This window comes from Streptomyces sp. NPDC033216 (genome assembly GCF_055577115.1).
The window spans coordinates 117106-134980 of record NZ_JBVIQK010000019.1 but is presented as its reverse complement, the minus strand read 5'-3'; the positions used below and the strand labels follow the sequence as shown (position 1 = coordinate 134980).

Annotated in this window: 13 protein-coding genes and 2 CRISPR repeat arrays (1 of these 15 cut by a window edge); of the genes, 2 read left to right on the top strand and 11 right to left on the bottom strand. The window is 68.7% G+C overall.

Translation table 11 applies throughout. The features are described 5' to 3' along the window. A CRISPR array of direct repeats spans positions 1-609; the repeat unit is 29 nt; unit sequence GGGACCATCCCCGCGGGCGCGGGGAGCAG; it reaches 1311 nt to the left of the window's first position. An 89-nt stretch (positions 610-698) separates the two neighbouring features. Genes cas2e through cas3 form a run of 8 tightly spaced genes read right to left on the bottom strand, consistent with a single transcriptional unit; the run spans position 699 to position 10050 of the window. After that, the gene (gene cas2e, locus ACZ5Y0_RS28380) at positions 699-1061 is read right to left on the bottom strand and encodes a type I-E CRISPR-associated endoribonuclease Cas2e (protein WP_469131529.1); all 363 of its coding nucleotides are present in this window, start codon (positions 1059-1061) and stop codon (positions 699-701) included. Continuing rightward, on the bottom strand, positions 1058-2029 hold the full coding sequence (gene cas1e / locus ACZ5Y0_RS28375; RefSeq protein WP_469131528.1) for a type I-E CRISPR-associated endonuclease Cas1e: 972 nt from the start codon (positions 2027-2029) through the stop codon (positions 1058-1060). The genes cas2e and cas1e overlap by 4 nt, the downstream gene beginning before the upstream one ends. Further along, entirely contained in the window at positions 2026-2814 is a 789-nt protein-coding gene (gene cas6e, locus ACZ5Y0_RS28370) for a type I-E CRISPR-associated protein Cas6/Cse3/CasE (RefSeq protein WP_469131527.1), read from the bottom strand. Before cas6e ends, cas1e begins: the two co-directional genes overlap by 4 nt. After that, entirely contained in the window at positions 2814-3545 is a 732-nt protein-coding gene (cas5e, locus tag ACZ5Y0_RS28365; protein WP_469131526.1) for a type I-E CRISPR-associated protein Cas5/CasD, read from the bottom strand. Before cas5e ends, cas6e begins: the two co-directional genes overlap by 1 nt. Beyond that, positions 3542-4735, bottom strand: a complete 1194-nt coding sequence (cas7e, locus tag ACZ5Y0_RS28360; protein ID WP_469131525.1) for a type I-E CRISPR-associated protein Cas7/Cse4/CasC — start codon at positions 4733-4735, stop codon at positions 3542-3544. The genes cas5e and cas7e overlap by 4 nt, the downstream gene beginning before the upstream one ends. Continuing rightward, positions 4732-5415: a type I-E CRISPR-associated protein Cse2/CasB gene (casB, locus tag ACZ5Y0_RS28355; RefSeq protein WP_469131524.1), complete on the bottom strand. Its 684-nt coding sequence runs from the start codon at positions 5413-5415 to the stop codon at positions 4732-4734. Before casB ends, cas7e begins: the two co-directional genes overlap by 4 nt. Beyond that, positions 5412-7145: a type I-E CRISPR-associated protein Cse1/CasA gene (gene casA / locus ACZ5Y0_RS28350; RefSeq protein WP_469131523.1), complete on the bottom strand. Its 1734-nt coding sequence runs from the start codon at positions 7143-7145 to the stop codon at positions 5412-5414. Before casA ends, casB begins: the two co-directional genes overlap by 4 nt. Beyond that, entirely contained in the window at positions 7138-10050 is a 2913-nt protein-coding gene (gene cas3 / locus ACZ5Y0_RS28345; protein WP_469131522.1) for a CRISPR-associated helicase Cas3', read from the bottom strand. The genes casA and cas3 overlap by 8 nt, the downstream gene beginning before the upstream one ends. A gap of 272 nt (positions 10051-10322) precedes the next feature. Further along, a CRISPR array of direct repeats spans positions 10323-10898; the repeat unit is 29 nt; unit sequence CTGCTCCCCGCACGCGCGGGGATGGTCCC. A gap of 1062 nt (positions 10899-11960) precedes the next feature. Between cas3 and ACZ5Y0_RS28340 the strand changes: the two genes are divergently transcribed. Together ACZ5Y0_RS28340 and ACZ5Y0_RS28335 are read left to right on the top strand one after the other, a co-directional pair. Continuing rightward, the gene (locus tag ACZ5Y0_RS28340; protein WP_469131521.1) at positions 11961-12206 is read left to right on the top strand and encodes a hypothetical protein; all 246 of its coding nucleotides are present in this window, start codon (positions 11961-11963) and stop codon (positions 12204-12206) included. Continuing rightward, entirely contained in the window at positions 12199-13275 is a 1077-nt protein-coding gene (locus ACZ5Y0_RS28335) for a response regulator (RefSeq protein ID WP_469131520.1), read from the top strand. The genes ACZ5Y0_RS28340 and ACZ5Y0_RS28335 overlap by 8 nt, the downstream gene beginning before the upstream one ends. 689 nt (positions 13276-13964) lie before the next feature. On the opposite strand, the gene ACZ5Y0_RS28330 is transcribed toward ACZ5Y0_RS28335, so the two are convergent. The 3 genes from ACZ5Y0_RS28330 to ACZ5Y0_RS28320 all read right to left on the bottom strand — a co-directional run bounded on the left by ACZ5Y0_RS28330 (position 13965) and on the right by ACZ5Y0_RS28320 (position 17868). Further along, a complete protein-coding gene (locus tag ACZ5Y0_RS28330; protein ID WP_469131519.1) occupies positions 13965-15767 on the bottom strand; it encodes a hypothetical protein in 1803 nt (600 codons plus the stop codon). A 1016-nt stretch (positions 15768-16783) separates the two neighbouring features. Then, positions 16784-17362 carry a GIY-YIG nuclease family protein gene (locus ACZ5Y0_RS28325; RefSeq protein ID WP_469131542.1) on the bottom strand — a complete coding sequence of 193 codons (579 nt, stop codon included), beginning with the start codon at positions 17360-17362 and terminating at the stop codon, positions 16784-16786. Positions 17363-17394: 32 nt separating this feature from the next. Further along, positions 17395-17868, bottom strand: coding sequence for a PPC domain-containing DNA-binding protein (locus tag ACZ5Y0_RS28320; RefSeq protein ID WP_469131518.1), 474 nt, complete (start codon positions 17866-17868; stop codon positions 17395-17397). Between the last annotated feature and the right edge of the window lie 7 nt (positions 17869-17875).

Genomic DNA, 17875 nt, shown 5'->3' with positions numbered 1-17875 from the left:
TGACCAGGCGGTCAGCAGGCGAAGGCGAGCTGGGACCATCCCCGCGGGCGCGGGGAGCAGAGCGCGGCAACCGCCTTGGAGACGGAGCCTTTGGGACCATCCCCGCGGGCGCGGGGAGCAGGCGGTCACCCCCGTGGGTGGCCGCCCGGTCTCGGGACCATCCCCGCGGGCGCGGGGAGCAGACGCCGGCGGCGACGAGGCCGCCGCGGAGTCGGGGACCATCCCCGCGGGCGCGGGGAGCAGCTGCAGCGAGTACCACCCCGCAGCGCTGATGCGGGACCATCCCCGCGGGCGCGGGGAGCAGTCGCCTGCGGCGGCGGCGCGTTCGAATCGCGTGGGACCATCCCCGCGGGCGCGGGGAGCAGGACTCGTCCGTCGACCCTGCGGTCCCGGCCGAGGGACCATCCCCGCGGGCGCGGGGAGCAGCAGCACAGGGCGACCAGTGCCGAGGCTGCCGAGGGACCATCCCCGCGGGCGCGGGGAGCAGAAGTGGAGCCCGCCGATTGGACGCCCCACACGGGGACCATCCCCGCGGGCGCGGGGAGCAGTGATTCCGGTGGTGGAGGCGTTGGTCCCGATCGGGACCATCCCCGCGGGCGCGGGGAGCAGACTGCGCCACCAGGGGTTTTACGTCAGACCCGGCGGGTTTTGGAGTACTTTCACGGAAACCGGCAATTCTCCCAAACCGCCCTTGAGGTTCATCGATCTCTTCCGAAGCGCCGGCGCTTCGCAGCCTTGCTCCATCCGGCGGGGGCAGGCGTTGTGAGGCTGGTGTCCGTGGATGGTTTCGGGGCGGGGCGGTGGATGAGTGTGACGCCTTCGTGGTCGATGGGGCGCCATGCGTGATCGTGGGTGCGGAAGGTGAAGCCCTGTTCGTTGTTGGTGGTGTGGGCCAGCAGTGCTCGTCCCTGGCCGGCGTACTGGCGGACTTCGTCCCAGAGGGCGTCGCGGATCCGGGCTGACGGGTTGCCGATGAACACGCCTGCCGAAATTTCCAGTAACCAGCGTGTCAGGAAGCCACGCAGTCCTACAGGGCAGTTGGTGAGGACGATGACGGTCACCAGCTCACCCGCTCGTAGCCGTGCCTGTCGTCATCGTGGTTGAGACCGGAAGGAACTTGGCGGCCGCCGTCGCTCTGGAGCGTGACTAAATCCTGATCACTGCCTGGGTCAAAGGAGCCGTCCTCTTCTCGCAGAAGTAGGCGCTTGATGTCGTCGACGCAGCGGTTGAGCAGGCTGGTCTCGTTGATGCGGTCCCGCAGGGCGCGGCGTGTCCGGGCGCCGATGTCTTCCGCGTCCTGGGCCGCGATGTCGAATGCCAGTGGGATGCCGATCTCGGTCTTGTAGAGGTCGGCGATGTCGAGGACGAAGGAGAGTTCGTGGCCGGAGTGCACGAAGCCGAGGGCTGGGCTGCATCCCAGTGAGGTGACGACGGCGTGGGCTATTCCGTACATGCACTGGGCGGCTGCGGTGATGGCCTGGTTGACCGGGTCGCCGCCGGTGAAGTCGCCGGGAATGTATTGGCGGCCGCGCCACAGGATGCCGGTACGGGCGGCGTGTGCCCGGTAGCAGTCTTTGACGCGGCGTCCTTCGCGGCCGAGGAGTTCGTGACGGGTCAGGCCGGCGGGGTCCTCGTCGGGAAAGCGCATGCGGTACATCGCTCGGGCGACTGCAAGCCGGCTGCGTGTGTTGGCCCACTGCCGGGCCTGCGCCTCCATCAGGGCGGACGAGCGGCTGAGCGCGCGGCCTGCTGCGTAGAAGCGCACGCCGTGTTCGCCGACCCAGCAGACGGCCGCGCCTGTCTCTGCCAGGACACTCATCGCCTGTTGGGTGACGCGTGTTCCGGGACCGAGGAGCAGGGTGCCGATGGTCGCCGAGGGGATGTGCGTGGTGCCCTCTGCGTCCTGTGCCGTGATGGCGTTGGCGTCCCGGTGGACGGTGCACCGTTCGAGATAGATGAAGGAGATGCGCTCGGCGGTGCGGGTGAGCTGCCGTGGGGTCAGGGTTGTGCGCTGGGAGACCGTGGTCATGGCGCCTGCTGTGGGGCAGGGGTGAGTGGTGCGAGGGTGATGAGGCCGCAGCCGTAGGCTTTCGCGCGGCCGATGCCGTGGCTGAGGGTGCGGCGCAGGGAGTGCGGGTCGGTGACTTCGAGCCGGCCGTCGAAGGTGACGGTGACCAAGTTGACGGGCTTTCCCCGCCGGTTGCTGCCTTCGTTGCGGGACTTGTCGAAGGCGAGGTTTTGCTGTTGGCCGACGGACAGTTCGTAGCGGTCGCCGTGATGCTCGTGTTTGCCCTGGTGGGTGGTACCGCTGGGCAGCAGCCGCTGGTCGGGGGACTTTTCCATGATGCGGAAGCCGCAGGCTTCCTGGCGTTGCAGCAGCCATCCCATCTGGTGGACCGGTGTGAGGTGAGCGGTGATCTTGCGGGGTTCGTTGTCGGTGCGGCGGATCGTGTGAACGGGGTTGGCGGTCAGTCTGAAGGCCCAGCGGTCGCCTGCGGCCAGCTTGTCCAGGAGCGGGCCGTAAAGTCTGGTCTGCCAGCCGGGTTCCTGCGCGCTGGCCACGGCCGGCCAGCCGGCCTGCTCGACCAGATGGGTCAGGTCGGGGCGGTCGGGGCTGACGATGTAGAGGAGCACCTCGGCACGTGCCTGGTGGTCCAGGCGCCACAGCACCCGCGGCGCATCCGGGCTGGGTGTGTCGCTGGGCAGCAGGCCGGGGAACGAGGACTTGACCGCCGCGTGCATGGCCTGCGGCGACGACAGCAGGCGGCGGGCGCCGGGCCGCGCGGTGTTGACGCGGAAGCGGGAGAGGAACATCAGCTGTTCTCATCCTCCAGAGCATCGAAGGGGTCGTGGCGCACCGCACTCGCCGCCGCAGCCTGCTGCTGTGGGACGGGCACCGTGGTGGTGATGACGGTGCGAAGGGCGTGTCGGCGGTGCGCGGCGGAGAAGCTGAGCGGCTGGTCGCGCAGGGCGTCGGCGGCACTGCGCTCGTCGGCTGCCGCCTCCCGCAGCACGCTCAGTCCGTCCGCGCGCTGGTTGCGCAGCTGTCTGCGGTACCAGGCAGACGCCTGCCACGGCACGCTCGCCAGCACGGTCTCCAGCCGGGCGTTGTGGTGGAGGCCCAGTTCGAGCGGTGCGGCCGGCGGGCAGGAACGCCGGCCCAGAAACGGCGGATACACCGGTGCCCGCACTGCGGCATCCAGGTCGGCGAGCAGGGCGTGGTCGCCCTCGAGCGCGGCGACGAAGACGGCGTCCGCGAGGTAGAACCGTTCCGACAGCGGCATCGACTTGCCGGTGACGCCGTGTTGCGCGGTCTGGAAGTCCCGTAGCCGTGTGCCGGGCTGGTCAATGCGCACGCCGAACCGCAATGCGGCCAGCGGGGCCAAGCGCGCGTCGTCACCGCGTTCGATGCCCGCGGCGCCAGCGAGGAGTCCAATGACACCGCTCTTGGTGGGCGCGGACTCGGTGGTGCGGCGGGTGAAGCGGGACGAGGCACCCCAGGACTGCATGGGTCCGGCCAGACGCAGGACGAGCACACTGCTCATGCCGGCTTGTCCAGCCGTTCCGTGACCGCCTGGCCGACGGCGGTGACGAGGTCGCCCAGGGCGCCGACTTCGGTGCCGACGCCTGCGAGCTTGAGGGTGTTGGGGCCGATGCGCAGCACCCAGGTGAGGGTGGAGTCAGCGTCGCCGTAGGCGCGTTCGATGTCGGGGATGTAGGCGGCGAGCCGGTCGCAGGCTTCACGGACGTGGCCGCCCTGGTCGCCACGGACAGGGTCTTCGAAGGCGGCGACGAAGCTGATCGGCCGGGTGGTGCGCAGCTTGACGATCACGGCGTCGGGCAGGGTGTGGTGCCCGAACGTGTTGATCTTCCCGGTGGGCAGCGAGGCGACGAAGCTGTGCACGAACGCCTCGACCGCGCGGCGCACCGGCTCGGTGCGCGGCTCCTCCTCACGCAGACCCTGACCGAGGTTGGCGGCGAGCTGATGCACGCCGAGAGCGGCATACCGGTACAGGGTGGCCGAGTTGAAGTCGATGGTGCCGATCATGCCGGCGCCGGTCTCCTCGTCGGTGTTCTGGTCGTCGACAGCGGTGTAGTAGTCCGACTCGTTCTCCACCCGGTGCACGCTGATGGCGTGTGCGACCTGCACGGCCGCGTCCACGTTGTAGTCGGCGGCGTCAGCGACCATCCGGCCGAACAGGGCGATGTCGACGGAGTGCCGGCTGTCCGCGATCGCTTTGACCTGCTCCTTGTTCTTCTTCTCCTTCAAGAACGCCGCGATGTCAGCGGCGCCGTCGATGGCGAGGCGCGCCAGGCCCTCGAGCTGGCGGGCGCTGAGGAAGACCAGGTACTTGGCCTCGGGCGCCGCCACACCGCCCGCTTCCTTCGCCGCGTCGGCCTTTCGCTTGGGCACCTCGGTCTTCAGGCCGGCTGCCTTCACCATCTCGTCAGCAAGCGTGAGCGCCGCCTCCCCGCCGAGGGACGGATTAAGGGCGGTGATCCGTTCGGCGAGCACCTCCACGACCTTCTTGGTGCGCACGCCGAGTTCGCTGGGCTCCAGCAGGTGCTCGTCGTCAAAGTAGGTACGCGTCGCCCGCTTCCACGCCTGACTGGAGACCCGGGCCCGCGGTACACCCCCGTACAGGGCCGTTTTCGGCGCGCCCGTGTCATCACGGTTGATATTGCTGGGCGGGACCGTCTGTAGAGCGTGCACGTCCAAGAAGATGCGGGTCACGAGGCGTCCTTGTCGCTGTCGGGAGTGCGGGCAAGATCATCGGTGCTGCCGTTGCCGGGCTGCGCGGCCGGCGGCTCCCAGGAGTGGAAGGAGCGGCCCCATTCGCGGCGGACCATGTCGGCGCCGCCGGGCGCCTGCCACGCGTAGAGCTGCCCGGCGAGCAGGCCGTAATCGAGCGCAATGTCCTGGCGGCGCAGCAGCACGACCAGGTCGCGCAGCCGCTGGGACAGGCTGGTCAGGTCGGGGGCGATGCCGGCGCGTACCAGCCGTTTGCGCACTGGTTCGTCGATGTCGTTCGCCGGCATCAGGCGCCGCACGGCTGCCCCCAGCCCGGCCGGCCGCTGCGGGGTATGCGGACGGTGCATGCGCACACCGCGGGACTGCTGGTGCAGCGCCCACAGGGTGAGGGCCGCGTGCAGCGCGTTCTCCGCACGTACCAACTGCGTCTCCCCCAGCGGCCGCTCGCCCTCCAGGCGGATGTGGAGGGGGCCGGTGTCGACCAGGCTCCACAGATCCGCAAGCACACCAGGCTCACGACCGGCACCGCGGCGCAGCCGGGCAAGGGCGGCGACGTCCCGGGGACGGTCCTTCAGGTATCCCTCCTGCCACGCGGTGATTTGTGCCGCAGCAAGATCGCCGACTCTCGCGCGGATGGCCGTCGAGGCGGAGACGTGGGTCATGCGGGCACCTCCGAGTCGGTCACAAAGAAGTCGGCCGGGACCGGGTCGGCCGGCGGGAGCGGGCCGGTTCCGGCAGGGACGTCGCCAGGCTGCTGATCGCTTCCGTGGGGGTCACCGAGCGCTTTGGACAGCCGCACACGGAACCACTTGTCTGCCGAGCCCGCATTCAGCCACTGCGCGCCCTTCTTGCCCGCAACGGTGCGGCCCTGCCAGGCGGCGTCGCCCGCCTGGGGAATGAGGCGGTCACCGATCCGGCTGATCATGCGGTGCACCTCACGCTGCCAGGCACGGCGCTCCTCGAACGGGTCCTCGGCGTCCGCGAGGGCGAGCAGCCATGTCCGGTAGGGGTTCTCCAGCTCGGCGAAACCCAGGTCTCTGGCTGCCGACCGCGGCCCGTCCCCTTCGGCACCGGCTGCCCGCGCCAGGTCGGTGGCAAGGTCACCCAGTGCCCGCACGGCCAGGTCGGCATCCTCAGCCGCCCTTATCGCCTGCCGTGCACAGACGCGGTCCTGCCGGTGCAGCAGCACCACCGGCATCGCAACGTGGTCATCGACGACCTCATCGATCACCGACTGCTGCGTGCCATACCGGGCGCCGACGACCCGGGCCCTGATCAGAAAGTTCCGCGGTAGCTCGCCCTCGGTGACCAGCCGGGCCACCCACTCCAGCACACCAGGCGGCAGATACGAGGCGGCCTCCCCACCCCGCACCCCCTCGCAACGGTCGGCGATGAGCGAGGCGACACCCCGCCAGGCGGACCGTGCCGGGTCATGCTCACGGGGAAGGTAGATCGGCGACTGACGCAGCTTCTTCTCCTGCGTCAGGCTGCGCCGCCACCCGGTCATTGGCTCGCGCCGGTGCATGTTCCGGGAGGCCAGCGGGTCACCGTAGCCCAGGACGACGCCGGTAACGCCCTCCCCGTCGTGATGGAGGCGCAGCCGGCGCGTCTGCCAGGTGTACAGGTCCCGCACACCGGTGGGGGTGCGTTCGCCGCCACCGGGCGGACTCGGCTCGCGGCGCCAAGCCGGCCGGTCATCCGACGTCCACTCCAGTGTCTCGGTGTCGGCGGCCACCAAGTTCAGCAGTAGCGTCTCCCGCAGCGTGTCACCCTCGGCGATCACACCGCCCAGGGCTCCGGCCCAGCCGGTGCCCAGCGGATACACCTTGCCGCCTTTCACCCGGTCGTCACCGACCACACCGGACTTGATCCCTGAAGTGTCGTAGGCGTGGGCGTGCACGACCCAGCGGGCCGCCTCGGCGAAGGTGAGCCGCTCCACAGTGGGCATCCGGGCCGTGAAGAAGGGCTCCCCGTTGGGGACATCAGCCACGATCCGGGCGAGAGAGAACACCTCGTCCTTCGCCGTCCGCAGCCCAGCCGTCTGAAAGAACGGCGTGAGCGGGTGGAAGAGATCGAACCGCTCACGGTGGGCGTCCAAATACGCCACGACACCGGCGAAACACTCAGGGTCGGCCCACAGCTCGCCCCAATCGTCGATGTCCTCAGGGCCGTCCAGAACGTCATGGGCGATGGCCAGGAGCAGCCGCAGCAGGGCGAACTCCTGCGTGGGCAGATTTCCCACGATGCGCCGCACGTCGCCGGCCTGGGCGAACACCTGACGCAGCGACAACTCCGCCTGGCCACCGTCCCGTCTGAGGACCCCGATCCACGGCTGGTCGGTCAGATCGAATAACGGAATACGGGGCGCGCTGCTCCCAGTGGAATCAGTCACGGGTCACCTCCAGGCCGTCGGCGGGGCTGTAGTGGAGCGAGAATCCTGCCAGCCGGGTCTGACAATCCTCATCAAGCGCAAGGATTAGCTGGTCAGACAGCCACGGACTGTCCTTGCCCTGCCACGCCGGCACATACAGCTGCTCCAGCTCGGCAATCGCACGGTCCAGGGTCTCGGCGTAGGAGAACTGCATCGGCAGCCGCAGTCCGCAGCTCGCCGCCGTGCGTGCCGCGAACGGCGTAGGCGTCTGGTCCTGCGGGAGGTCGAGCCCTCCGCGCTGCCGGCCCTTCTTGTCCACGCCCAGCCACGGCAGCGTGGCCAGGCTGCCGTCGGAGCGCCGCTGTACGACGACGACCTCCAGGCTTTCCCGGCTGTCGCGGACCTGCGCCCGCCCGGTCCGGGTGTCGTCCGCATCTCCCACCCCGGCCGCCACCCAGCCGATCAGTGGCCGACCCGGCTGCCCGACCTTGCCGAGCCGGAACACCGCTGCCCGCTCGGCCTGGTCGGCCCGGAATCGGTCGAACCGCGTCCGAGCCACCTCCAGCGCCTCCTTCCAAATCGGCGGCCCTACTGGGGCGTCCGAGTAGGCGCCCTGTACCAGGGGACTGATGTCCGCAGGCAGCCGCACCGGGCGCTTCGGCCCGCCGTCGAGGTGGGGCAGGAGCACGGCTGCCGACCGCAGCAGTGCGTACGCGCCGTACACCGCAACCGACCCCCGCACCGGAACCGGCACCTGCGGATCCCAGTCCACGCCAGTCACCAGGCACTGCGCCTGCCGCAGCCGCCTGGGCCGATCGTCTTGGTTCTCACCGCGCTGGTGGCGGTGCAGGCGGCCCATCCGCTGGAGCAGCAGGTCCACCGGGCACAAGTCACTGACCAGCAGGTCGAAGTCGACGTCCAGGGACTGCTCGGCCACCTGACTGGCCACCACGATGTGCCGCCCGGCGGGCCTGTCACTCGCTTCACCGGGCGGACCGAACCGCCAGAGAAGATCACTGTCCTTGGCGGCCCGGTCGACATCGACGAAACACGAGTGCGCCACCGTCACAGCGTCGTCGCCGAACCGGTCTCTCAGCACCCGCGCGGTCTCCAACACGCGCCTGACCGTGTTGCGGACGACAAGAGCGCATCCTCCGTCCGCCAGCTCCTCCCCCAACCGACCCGCGAGGACGTCCAGGCCGTCGGACAGCCGCTCCACCCGGACATCCCCGGCCCGGGCCGACGCCTGCGGGCACCGCACCACCGGCACACCGCCCGGCGCCACCGCCGTCAGTAACGGATACACCCCGTTCCCCTGCACCACCTCAGCCTCCGGGACGGCGACCCCCGCGTACGCCGCGAACATCTCCCGGCGGCGCACGGCAGGCAGCGTCGCGGACAAGACGACGACCGGAACACGGTAGGCACCCAGCCAGGCCAGCACCCGGTCCAGATAGACGCTCATGTACGCGTCGTAGGCGTGCGCCTCATCGATCACGACCACCTTGCCCGCCACCGCCAGATGACGCAGCGCCAGGTGCCGGCTCTTCAGCCCGGCAAACAGCAGCTGGTCCACGGTGCCGGCCACGAACGACGCCAACATCGCCTTCTTACGGCCCCGCAGCCACGAATGCGCCACCAGCTCACCCGCCGCAACCCGCCGTTCCTCCCCCGCCCGAACCACCGGAACCTCAGCATCCATATCGACAGCCGCGACTCGCGCACTCTCAGCCAGCAGGCCGGCAAAGTCCTCGTTCAGAGCAGCCTTCGAATGCGCCAGATGCACGGAACGCCGAGACTCACCGTCGCCCGGCAGCCGCTTCAGCCACTTCAGCAACCGCGGCCACATCGCATTGCCCGTCGCCATCGTCGGCAACGCAAAAAACACCCCGCCCGCACCCGAACGCCCAGCGAAAATCTCCGCCACCGCGAGCGCGGCCTCAGTCTTCCCCTCCCCCATCGGAGCCTCAATGACCATCAGTCCCGGCACATCCATCTCACGCGCCAACTCCACAGCCGCTTCCTGAACCGGACGCACCTTCGCCCCCGCCGGAAGCCCGAACCGGGACGCCAACAACTCCTGCGCATCCCCGACCGGTTCCTCCGCCCGCCACGGCGCCGGCAGATCCAGCCCCCGCCACGCCGCCGCCAGCCGTTCCGCACCCGTACGGTCAGCGCCCTCGGGGAAGTAGGGGAAAAGCTCCGGGTTACTGGCGATCCAGTCGGCCACGATGACCACCGCACTCAGCAGCACCTGCACCGGCTGCGGCAACATAACCGACCCCCACGACGAGAGCCTTTCCCGGACGCCGAACTCTTCAGCACACGCATCCAGTAACTCCGTCTGCACCCGCTGCCACGCATCAGCGCTGCGGCCCGGAGTACGCAACAACTCCTCACGGTCATACAACGCCTTGACCTGGCCGCTCTCCGGCGGCATCCCATGATGGCCACCGACAGCAATCGTGAACTGCCCGCACTGCTTGGTCCCCCAGCCGTACCGCTCCCCCAGCCACTCACCGAGCAGCACCTGACCGGCCAGTCCATGCGGAGCCAGCCGCCGATCCGCTCCCATCGCCGAACGAGAGCGCATCTCCAAGCCCTGCTGCCGCATCACGTCAGCAAGATCGTCGACCTGACAGGCAAAAGCTGGCGTCGCCTTACCGATGTCATGCACACCCGCCAGCCACACCACGAGCCTGCGCCCGTCCACCTCACCACCCGGCAACGCGGCAGCGATCAACCTCCGCACACCAGCGGGCAGCCACTCGTCCCACAACAGGCCGGCGACAGCAGCACTGTCCTCAATATGCCGCCACAACGGCAGCCAGCCATCACTGCCACGATCATGCTTTGCCCACACCGCCCGCGCCGGCGACCGAAGCCGCGACAGCAGGCCGGAAAAGGACGTCCCCCCACTCATCATGCAATATGCCTACACGCAAGACGCTGCCCACAAGACTTGATTCCAGAAAGTGGAGGTGATCATCGAGTTCATGATGGAACAGCGACTTGCCGCGCTGGTTCTAGGCATATGCTGATCGATTGCACCCGACAGCTGCTCCCGCATGCGCGGTATGGTCCCACTCCGGTGGCCACCGGAGTACGGCCAGCCACTGCTCCCCGCACGTGATGCCGGAGTCGGTGAAAGTGCCGAGAAACGAGCCTCGCTTGGGAGAAACGTGCAGGTGATTCAGTCTGCTCCCCGCACGCGCGGGGATGGTCCCGACATCGACGGCGAGGGCGACGTCGGCTTCGACTGCTCCCCGCACGCGCGGGGATGGTCCCCACGTGATGATGCGCCATCGACGGCTGGCCGACTGCTCCCCGCACGCGCGGGGATGGTCCCTACTCCGGCCTGTACTTCCAGTGGGACCACTCCTGCTCCCCGCACGCGCGGGGATGGTCCCGACCGGCACACTGACCTCTACCGGGAGCAGGTCTGCTCCCCGCACGCGCGGGGATGGTCCCCAGCAGCGCGGGGGCCCCGGTTGACAGCAACCCTGCTCCCCTCACGCGCGGGGATGGTCCCGGGGGCCGCGCGCTGGTACGGCGGCGGGGTCTGCTCCCCGCATGCGCGGGGATGGTCCCTCCGCGTCGGCGCTGACGACCGTGCCGTGCGCCTGCTCCCCGCACGCGCGGGGATGGTCCCTGCGCCGCGAGCGTGACCTCGCCATCGCCCACCTGCTCCCCGCACGCGCGGGGATGGTCCCACGTTCGACGACAAGACATGGAAGCCGGCGCTCTGCTCCCCGCACGCGCGGGGATGGTCCCCAACAACCCACGGCAACTCCGCGCGAAGCGGTAGCTGTCACCGGAAGAGCGGGTTGAGCCGGTGAATGAGACCGGTCGAAGCGGCTGGATTGTCACCAGCGAGGCACGCTACTTGTCACAAATACTCATTAGGCAGCCTTTCTGTCACCAGTAGCAAAGATCGTGAGCTTCGGGCTCTCTGGTGGGCGCTGTCACGTTGTTGCGGGTGTCTGACGGTGTGTCGAGGTGTGGTGGGGCCGGGTGCCCCCCTGGGCTCAGGCCGCGGCCGGCCGGCGGCGCCGGTGACCTGGTCCCAGATAGCGAAGCGGACGGTCATCCATCGGCTACGCCGCGGCCAACCTCGACGCGGCCAACTGGATCGGCCAGGATTCGGAGGAGGGCCGGCTCCGCCTGGCCACCGCACTCGACTATCTGACCCGAGCCGCCGACATTTCAGCCCCGGAGACACCGGCACGGTAGCGGCTGAGCGCCGACCGGGCCACCCGATCGCTGGGCACGCTCAACTCGGGATCGGAGCACGGCAGCCGCGTGGGCCGCTTCGGCTCCGCAGTGCGCTGAACGCGGGACTGCTCAATCGGAGTCGGCTGGTCGTCCGAGAACTCCTCCGGGCGGGAATGGCGCGTCCGCTGAGCTCACGCATTGCGCGGGCCTGTCGCTCGACTTCTTCCGCGATGCTCGGGTCCAGCCGCCGCGTGGGTGCGACGGACGGGTGCGCGGCGAGGTCTGGACGGGTTCGTCATTGACCGTTGACCGCTGATCAAGATCTCCGAGCGGGTCAATTGCAGCAGGTGCACGCCTCGGTGTCCTCCGGGCGTTGCTAAAGATCGGAAGCGTTGCAGAGCAACGCTTCGGCAACAGAGCTGGCTACCAGCTCTTGACCGGCCAGGAGTGCGCCGCGAACGGCGGCAACGCCTACGCAACTGGGGAGTCCGTACTGCCCCGCTTTCGGATCGTGGACTGCAACACCTCTGGCTTCATTCATCCTGGTTTCTCCATCCGCAATCGGCCGGATGGAGAACAAGTCCCGTCACACTGCGGCGGGTTGGATGAATGGAGAGCACGGTGGACCGTCCTCTGCTGTCACCGAGGTCAGCCCTGATATTTCTGCTCGCCCTGCTCGCCGGCGGGGCGGCAAGCGGGCTGACGGCCCTCGCCGGGGAAGGTGTCGCGCGCAGCCTGCTCGCGGGCCTTGCCGCCACAGGACTGGCCGTGCCCTTCTTCAACCACCTCATCGCCACCGAGGACAGCACCGTCCAGCCACCAAACACCGTCGGCGCCAGCAGGATCGAGGAGGAGAGCAATGGGTGAGCTGCGACCTCTGGGAGACGACCTCAACGATGCTTCCCGGGCTCTGGCCCAGGCGTTGCGCGAGCTTTTCGAGAGCCTTCATCTGTCCGTCCGCCGGTATGCGGCCCGGCGCAGACTCGATCCGGGCACGGTCTCGCGCTACCTGAACGGCACCCGGTTACCTCCGTGGCAGGTAATCAGCGATCTCTTCACCGATGTTGCCGAGCATCGTGGGACCGCAGTCACCACCGAGGCCATCGAGTTGGTACGGAGCCTGTACGGGTCGGCCGTGGACGCCGCCTCGTCCCCCAAACACGCTGTCGAGATCCTGGAGCAGCAGCTGGCCGACGCCGACCATGTCTCCCGGCGGTCCAGCGTCCGCGGCGACGTCCTGGGCGATGCCCTGCTGGACCGGACACAGCGCATCGCCGACCTGGAGACGCGGCTCAACCAGCTGGAAGCCGACCGCATTGCGGAGCAGAAGCGGGCGGACGCGCTCGCACAGGCCCATCCGGATGTCTCCGGCCTCATCCAGGAACGCAACGCGCTCCAGCTGGAAGTCGAGCGCCTCGGAGCAGCCCTCCAGGAGGCACAGGCTCAGCGTGCTGCGGCGGAGGGCCGCTGCGATCTGCTCGAACGCCAGCTGGACGCCGTCGAGCAGGCCACAGCGGCTGCGCTGCCGACAGGGCCGCAGGACATGCCCAAGATCCTCATCGTCGATGATCAGCCGGACAACCTGCTGGCGATGACCGCAGTTCTGGCGACGCTCGAGCAAGAACTCGTCACCGTCTCCTCCGGCAGGGAAGCCCTCAAAGCCCTGCTCGACCACGACGACTTCGCCGTCATCATCATGGACGTGCAGATGCCGGAAATGGACGGCTATGAGACCTGCGCTCACATCAAACGCCGCCCAAGGACCCAGGACGTCCCCATCATCTTCCTGACTGCGATGGGCACAGAATCTGAACACTCCGCCCGCGGATACGCGGCCGGCGCCGTCGACTACATCAGCAAGCCCTTCGACCCGTGGGCCCTGCGCGCCAAAGTCGCCGTGTTCACGTCCATCTACCTGGAGCGTCACAGCCAGTAGATTCCCGGCAGGCGCAGCATCGCCCGGTCCCGTACACGAAGAAGTACGGGGCCGGGCTTGCTGGCCACGGCACCCGCCGCGGACTCGGCCCGTCTGCCGGACGGTCTTGGCCGGAGGCAGCGGCTATTTCGTTCTCTGCATGGCCGGGTGCCATCAGCCCACGGAGTACGCCTTCTCGCCCAACATGAAGGGCGCCTCGGTTCGGGCCTTTGATGTAGGGACCGCGCCAGATAAGGCGGTGCTCCTGAGCGCTGGGGTACCACTGTCGGACGTTGTGCATCCGGACCGTCCATCGGTGGTGGTAGGCCCGGCTCGTCTCGCCGCCCTCCGCCGAACGCTGCGCGGGCACCTGGTTGGCGAGGCGGATGACGCGAACGTCGGGGCCCGCCGGCTTTGCCCCAAGCCGGCTCCGGGAGCTGTCCTCGCCGGGTTCCCGCGGGGTACCGAGGACTGTGACGCCCTGGGCGGCGAGCCGCCAGAACGCGAACGCATAGCGGGATGCAAAGTCGTCGTAGGTGTCCGTGATCCGCCCGCCGTCCCACTGCCCTTCCTCCGGCGGCTGTGCGCTGTGCTGGGCGACGGCTTCGGCTGCGCCGTACGGCCGCCGCCGTTCTTCTGCGCCGCCACCTTGGCGGCGCGCAGTGCGACGCGAGCCAGGTCGATGCCACTGAGCTGCGGGGTATCGGTCATCACGCGACCTCCCCGGCCAGCTCCTGGACGCGGTGAATGCCACAGACGCCGCGGGACGGCAGGGGCTTCCGCCCGCACGGCACGGTTCCGTCCCGGCCCGAGCAGGTTTGCTGCTCAGCCGTCGCGTGGCCCACCTGGCGGGGCGCGGCCGCGGGTGCGGAGGCAGCGGCCAGCGCGGCGGCTTCCTCGCGGCAGAGCTTGCACAGGCCGTCCTCGAGGGCGCGGCCGACCACGACGATCCGGGCGCCGCAGTCCCGGCAGGAACCGCGCGGCGGACCCTCCGGCTCGCGCTGTGCCGGGACCGGGGCCGACGCCGGGTGGCGGGTCGCGTCGTCCAGCACGCAGTCGACGCAGCGGCCGCCCGGGCCGGGCCGGGTGCCGTGCTCGGGGCACGGGCCCTGCTCGATGCGCTGGGCACGCCTGCGGGCGGCGGCCTTGTCCTGGACGATCTCGGCACACACCCCGCAGTCCTTGCCGGTCGACCACAGGACACCGGCCTCGCAGTCCTGGAAACCGCAGCCCCAGCGCGGCAAGGCCACCCCGAGCAGCCACCGGCCCGGGTCGCGGATCTCCGAGAGCATCACCTTGGCGAACCGGGCGGTGAGCCGGTGATGCAGGCGTTCGGCGTCGGTGCCCTCACGTAGCTGGCGGCCCACCTCACGGGCGATCTGCCGGACGACGAAATCGCTGTTCACCCGCTTTAGCAGCAGGTGCACCGGCTCCAGTACGACGTAGATCTGCGGGCTCATCGCCAGCTGCGGTTCGTCGTACGACAACCGCGCCGACCCTCCGCCCCTGCTGCTGCGCTTTTCGGCTTCCGGCTTCGAGGGAGAGGGCTGGCTGTTTCCACCCGCGCGAAGCGCGAGACCACCGCCAGATTCCGTACGCGCAGCAGCACCAACCGGGTTTTCCACCGCCCCAGCGGCCTCAACTACCGGTACCTCGCCTACGGCGGATGAGAAGAACGCGCCCTCGTCATCAGGTGAGTCAGTCCTAAGTGATTCCCTATCCGCGAGGGATCCCTCACCAACCGGCGAACCCGATCCCTCACCAACTTGGGAACTGACCGACTCCTGAGAACCACTGGTCACAGCCGTCTCAGCAGCCACGGCGACCGCCGCGCAGTAACCGTCCGGACGGGCCTCGGGAGCGATGTCGTGTGCGATGTACCGGTGGCGTCCCTGCGCCCCCGCACGCCGCTGCACCGTCACCCAGCGCGCCGCCTCCACCTCGTCCACCACCGCCGACGCCGCCGTCACCGAGATCGGCTGACCCGCGCTCTTTCCCGAGTGGTGCCGCAGGCCGGCCGCCAGCTCCGCCTCCGTCAGCGCGATCCCCCGCGCCTGCGCATACGCGATCAACGCGAACGCACGCAGCTGCCGGGGCGTGAGATCCTCCGCGGCCGCCACCGGCAGCCACACGAACGCCTCCGTACGAGTCATCGCCCGCACCGTCCGAACCGCCGACGTGCCCGTGCCGCCCGGCAGCGTCCGACGATCCGAGAACAGCTCCACCACGCCGTCCGGACCCGGACGGCGCAGCTGCGTCATCCCCCGCTCCACCGACGCCGGCGACAGCCCCAGATACGAGGCGATCGTCGCGGACTTCGCCTGGCATCCCTCCGGCCGCAGCCCGAGCGCCTTCACCTTCACGTACACCGACAACGCCACGTCCTGGTAGTACGGCGACCAAACCAGACGCATCGGCACACGAACCCGCTGCCGACGAACCGGCGCGGTCTCGCCGGCGGAGTTGTCGATGGACTCCGACAGGGCACCGGCCTCCGCCACCACGGCGCTCACCGGTGCACCTCAAGCCGGCACGTCCCCGATAGCGCGTAGCCCCGGCTGCTTGCGTACGAGACAGCGGCAAGCTGCGCCCCTTCCCGCTTCAGAGCAGGACACACAGGGCAAAACGGGCTGTGAAATCCCTCAAGTCGGGGCGCAATAGGGCCCCAAATATGGATGAAACAGGCATGTGTGGGCTGGCGAAGGCCCAAGCAGTCGTGCAGAATGACGATGCCCTCCTTCTACAGAAGCAGGTGGGACGAAGCCCTCCTTGGAGAGCTTCGGGTTCTGGGAGAACCGAGATCGAACCGCTCGCAGCCGGGTGGCACCGGGGCGGGCAGCTCCTCCAAGAGGCCGGCAAGCCTCACGGAGAGCAGATGGGCGCTGGTAGCGGTGACGGCAATCACCGGGAACCGCGCCCGGGGGCGGTCAGAAGTCCTGCGATGCAGGCGCCGCCCCCCCCCGAGAGCTACGTCATCCCGACCCCCTCAATAGAGCGGCGGACCGGGGTGTATGCGGACAGCACGAACGCCCCGTCGAAGAGCCAGCAACCGGCATGGCTGCTGCCCCCACGGCGGGGTGCTGTGTGTCGGGTGACGGGTACGGGTACCCTGATCACGTCGGCACCTTCCTTCTCGCGAAAAGGGTGCTCGGCAGGCTCTCGGACCCCCACTACAAGGTCCGTCGGCCACGTGGCCCCTCCCGGCTTGTCCAAGGCCGGTCGACGGGGCCACTTTTCTTTTTGATCAACGCTGCGGGCCACTGTACCGTTCCCGCCGAACTCCGTGCCTCCCCAGGGTGCACGTGTCGTACCGGCAAACCGCTGACGGTCCATCACGACATTACCTCCCTGCTGAATTCGCGCTTCACGGGGACCAACTGTGCTGAGGCACGGCAAGTGCCGATGATCCCAACAGGAAGCGGTCTGGAATCCAAGAGGATTTGCACAAAGACCCCCGTGGATACCGTGAGGCGGGAAACTACCTTCTTCTGCTTCCTGCGAGACGGGAGGCCAGCCAGGAGGAGACCCATTAACTCCTTCCCGAAGAAAGCATCTCGGGGAATCGATCACCGAAGGACTGGGCTTCCCAACTTGTATCGCGTACTACGAACTCAGGCGACGACAGATACGCGGGATGGCCAGCGCGTCGATCGGGACATCCCTCAGGCGGATGAGCCACAGCATCGTGTGGCGCAGTCAGGACTCCATGAACCGCAAGGAGGGACACAGCACGGCCACGAGGCAATTCAGGGAACCGGACGTCCCAGTCGGGGCCGTGCAAGCGCCACTCGGGCGAGTCCAGAGCGGTACGGCATCGATTACCCCGATGCTCTGGCCTGGCCGCGGCCCCGGAGAGCAGGCCAGGCAATCCCACCGCCACCGCAGCACGGACGGCTTCCACGGGGTCGTGGCCGAGATCGAACCACTCTCCACGCACCTGGCAGCCGCGGAAGTGGTGGTGCAGCGCGTTCTCCAAATTCTGGCCGCCCTCGAATACGGCAAGGAGAGACAACTCGACAGGCGACCCAACCTGGAGGAACCAGAGCCGTTTGGCCGGGGCCTTGCTGTAGCCAATCTTGACGATGTCCGAGCCCTGCGAGCCGATCACGTAGACCTGACCCTGTATTTCACGCCCTGTTGTCACGCCCTGCTCCGGTCATCGAAGGTCAGCAAAGGCACGTCGTAGAGGTCAGGGTTCTTGGGCCGGGTCATCACGGGCGAGGTGACTTCGACTACGAGCATCTCCACAAGGAACTGCACCTGGGCACTGAGCAGGTGGCTCGTGTGGCCGGTGGCCGATCGAGCTTTCTCTCCCAGCGATGTGTGGATGTGCGGCAGGACCGCGTCGGTGTCAGCGTCGTATGCGAGCGTTCCGCAGCCCATCGCCTCTACTCCGGTCAGATGGACCTTGCTCCACACAGGAGCCTCCGGGTTCTCCAGCTTCTCGCAGGCGCCGACGATCTCGGCTTCGGCGAAGCCGGCGATGAACATGGGGATGTAGCCGTGCTTCACGCCATTCTGGCGGCAGAAGTCGGCGAGCGTGGGAAAAAAGTCGTCGCCATGGTCGAAGGTCACACCGAAGGTCCGGCCAGTGGTGAGCTCGTAGCTACGCAAGATGAAG

Excerpts from the sequence above, each read along its gene's own strand:
- cas1e (WP_469131528.1), bottom strand. The coding sequence starts at position 2,029 with ATGACCACGGTCTCCCAGCGCACAACCCTGACCCCACGGCAGCTCACC.
- ACZ5Y0_RS28335 (WP_469131520.1), top strand. The coding sequence starts at position 12,199 with ATGGGTGAGCTGCGACCTCTGGGAGACGACCTCAACGATGCTTCCCGG.
- casB (WP_469131524.1), bottom strand. The coding sequence starts at position 5,415 with ATGACCCACGTCTCCGCCTCGACGGCCATCCGCGCGAGAGTCGGCGAT.
- cas3 (WP_469131522.1), bottom strand. The coding sequence starts at position 10,050 with ATGATGAGTGGGGGGACGTCCTTTTCCGGCCTGCTGTCGCGGCTTCGG.
- cas6e (WP_469131527.1), bottom strand. The coding sequence starts at position 2,814 with ATGTTCCTCTCCCGCTTCCGCGTCAACACCGCGCGGCCCGGCGCCCGC.
- cas5e (WP_469131526.1), bottom strand. The coding sequence starts at position 3,545 with ATGAGCAGTGTGCTCGTCCTGCGTCTGGCCGGACCCATGCAGTCCTGG.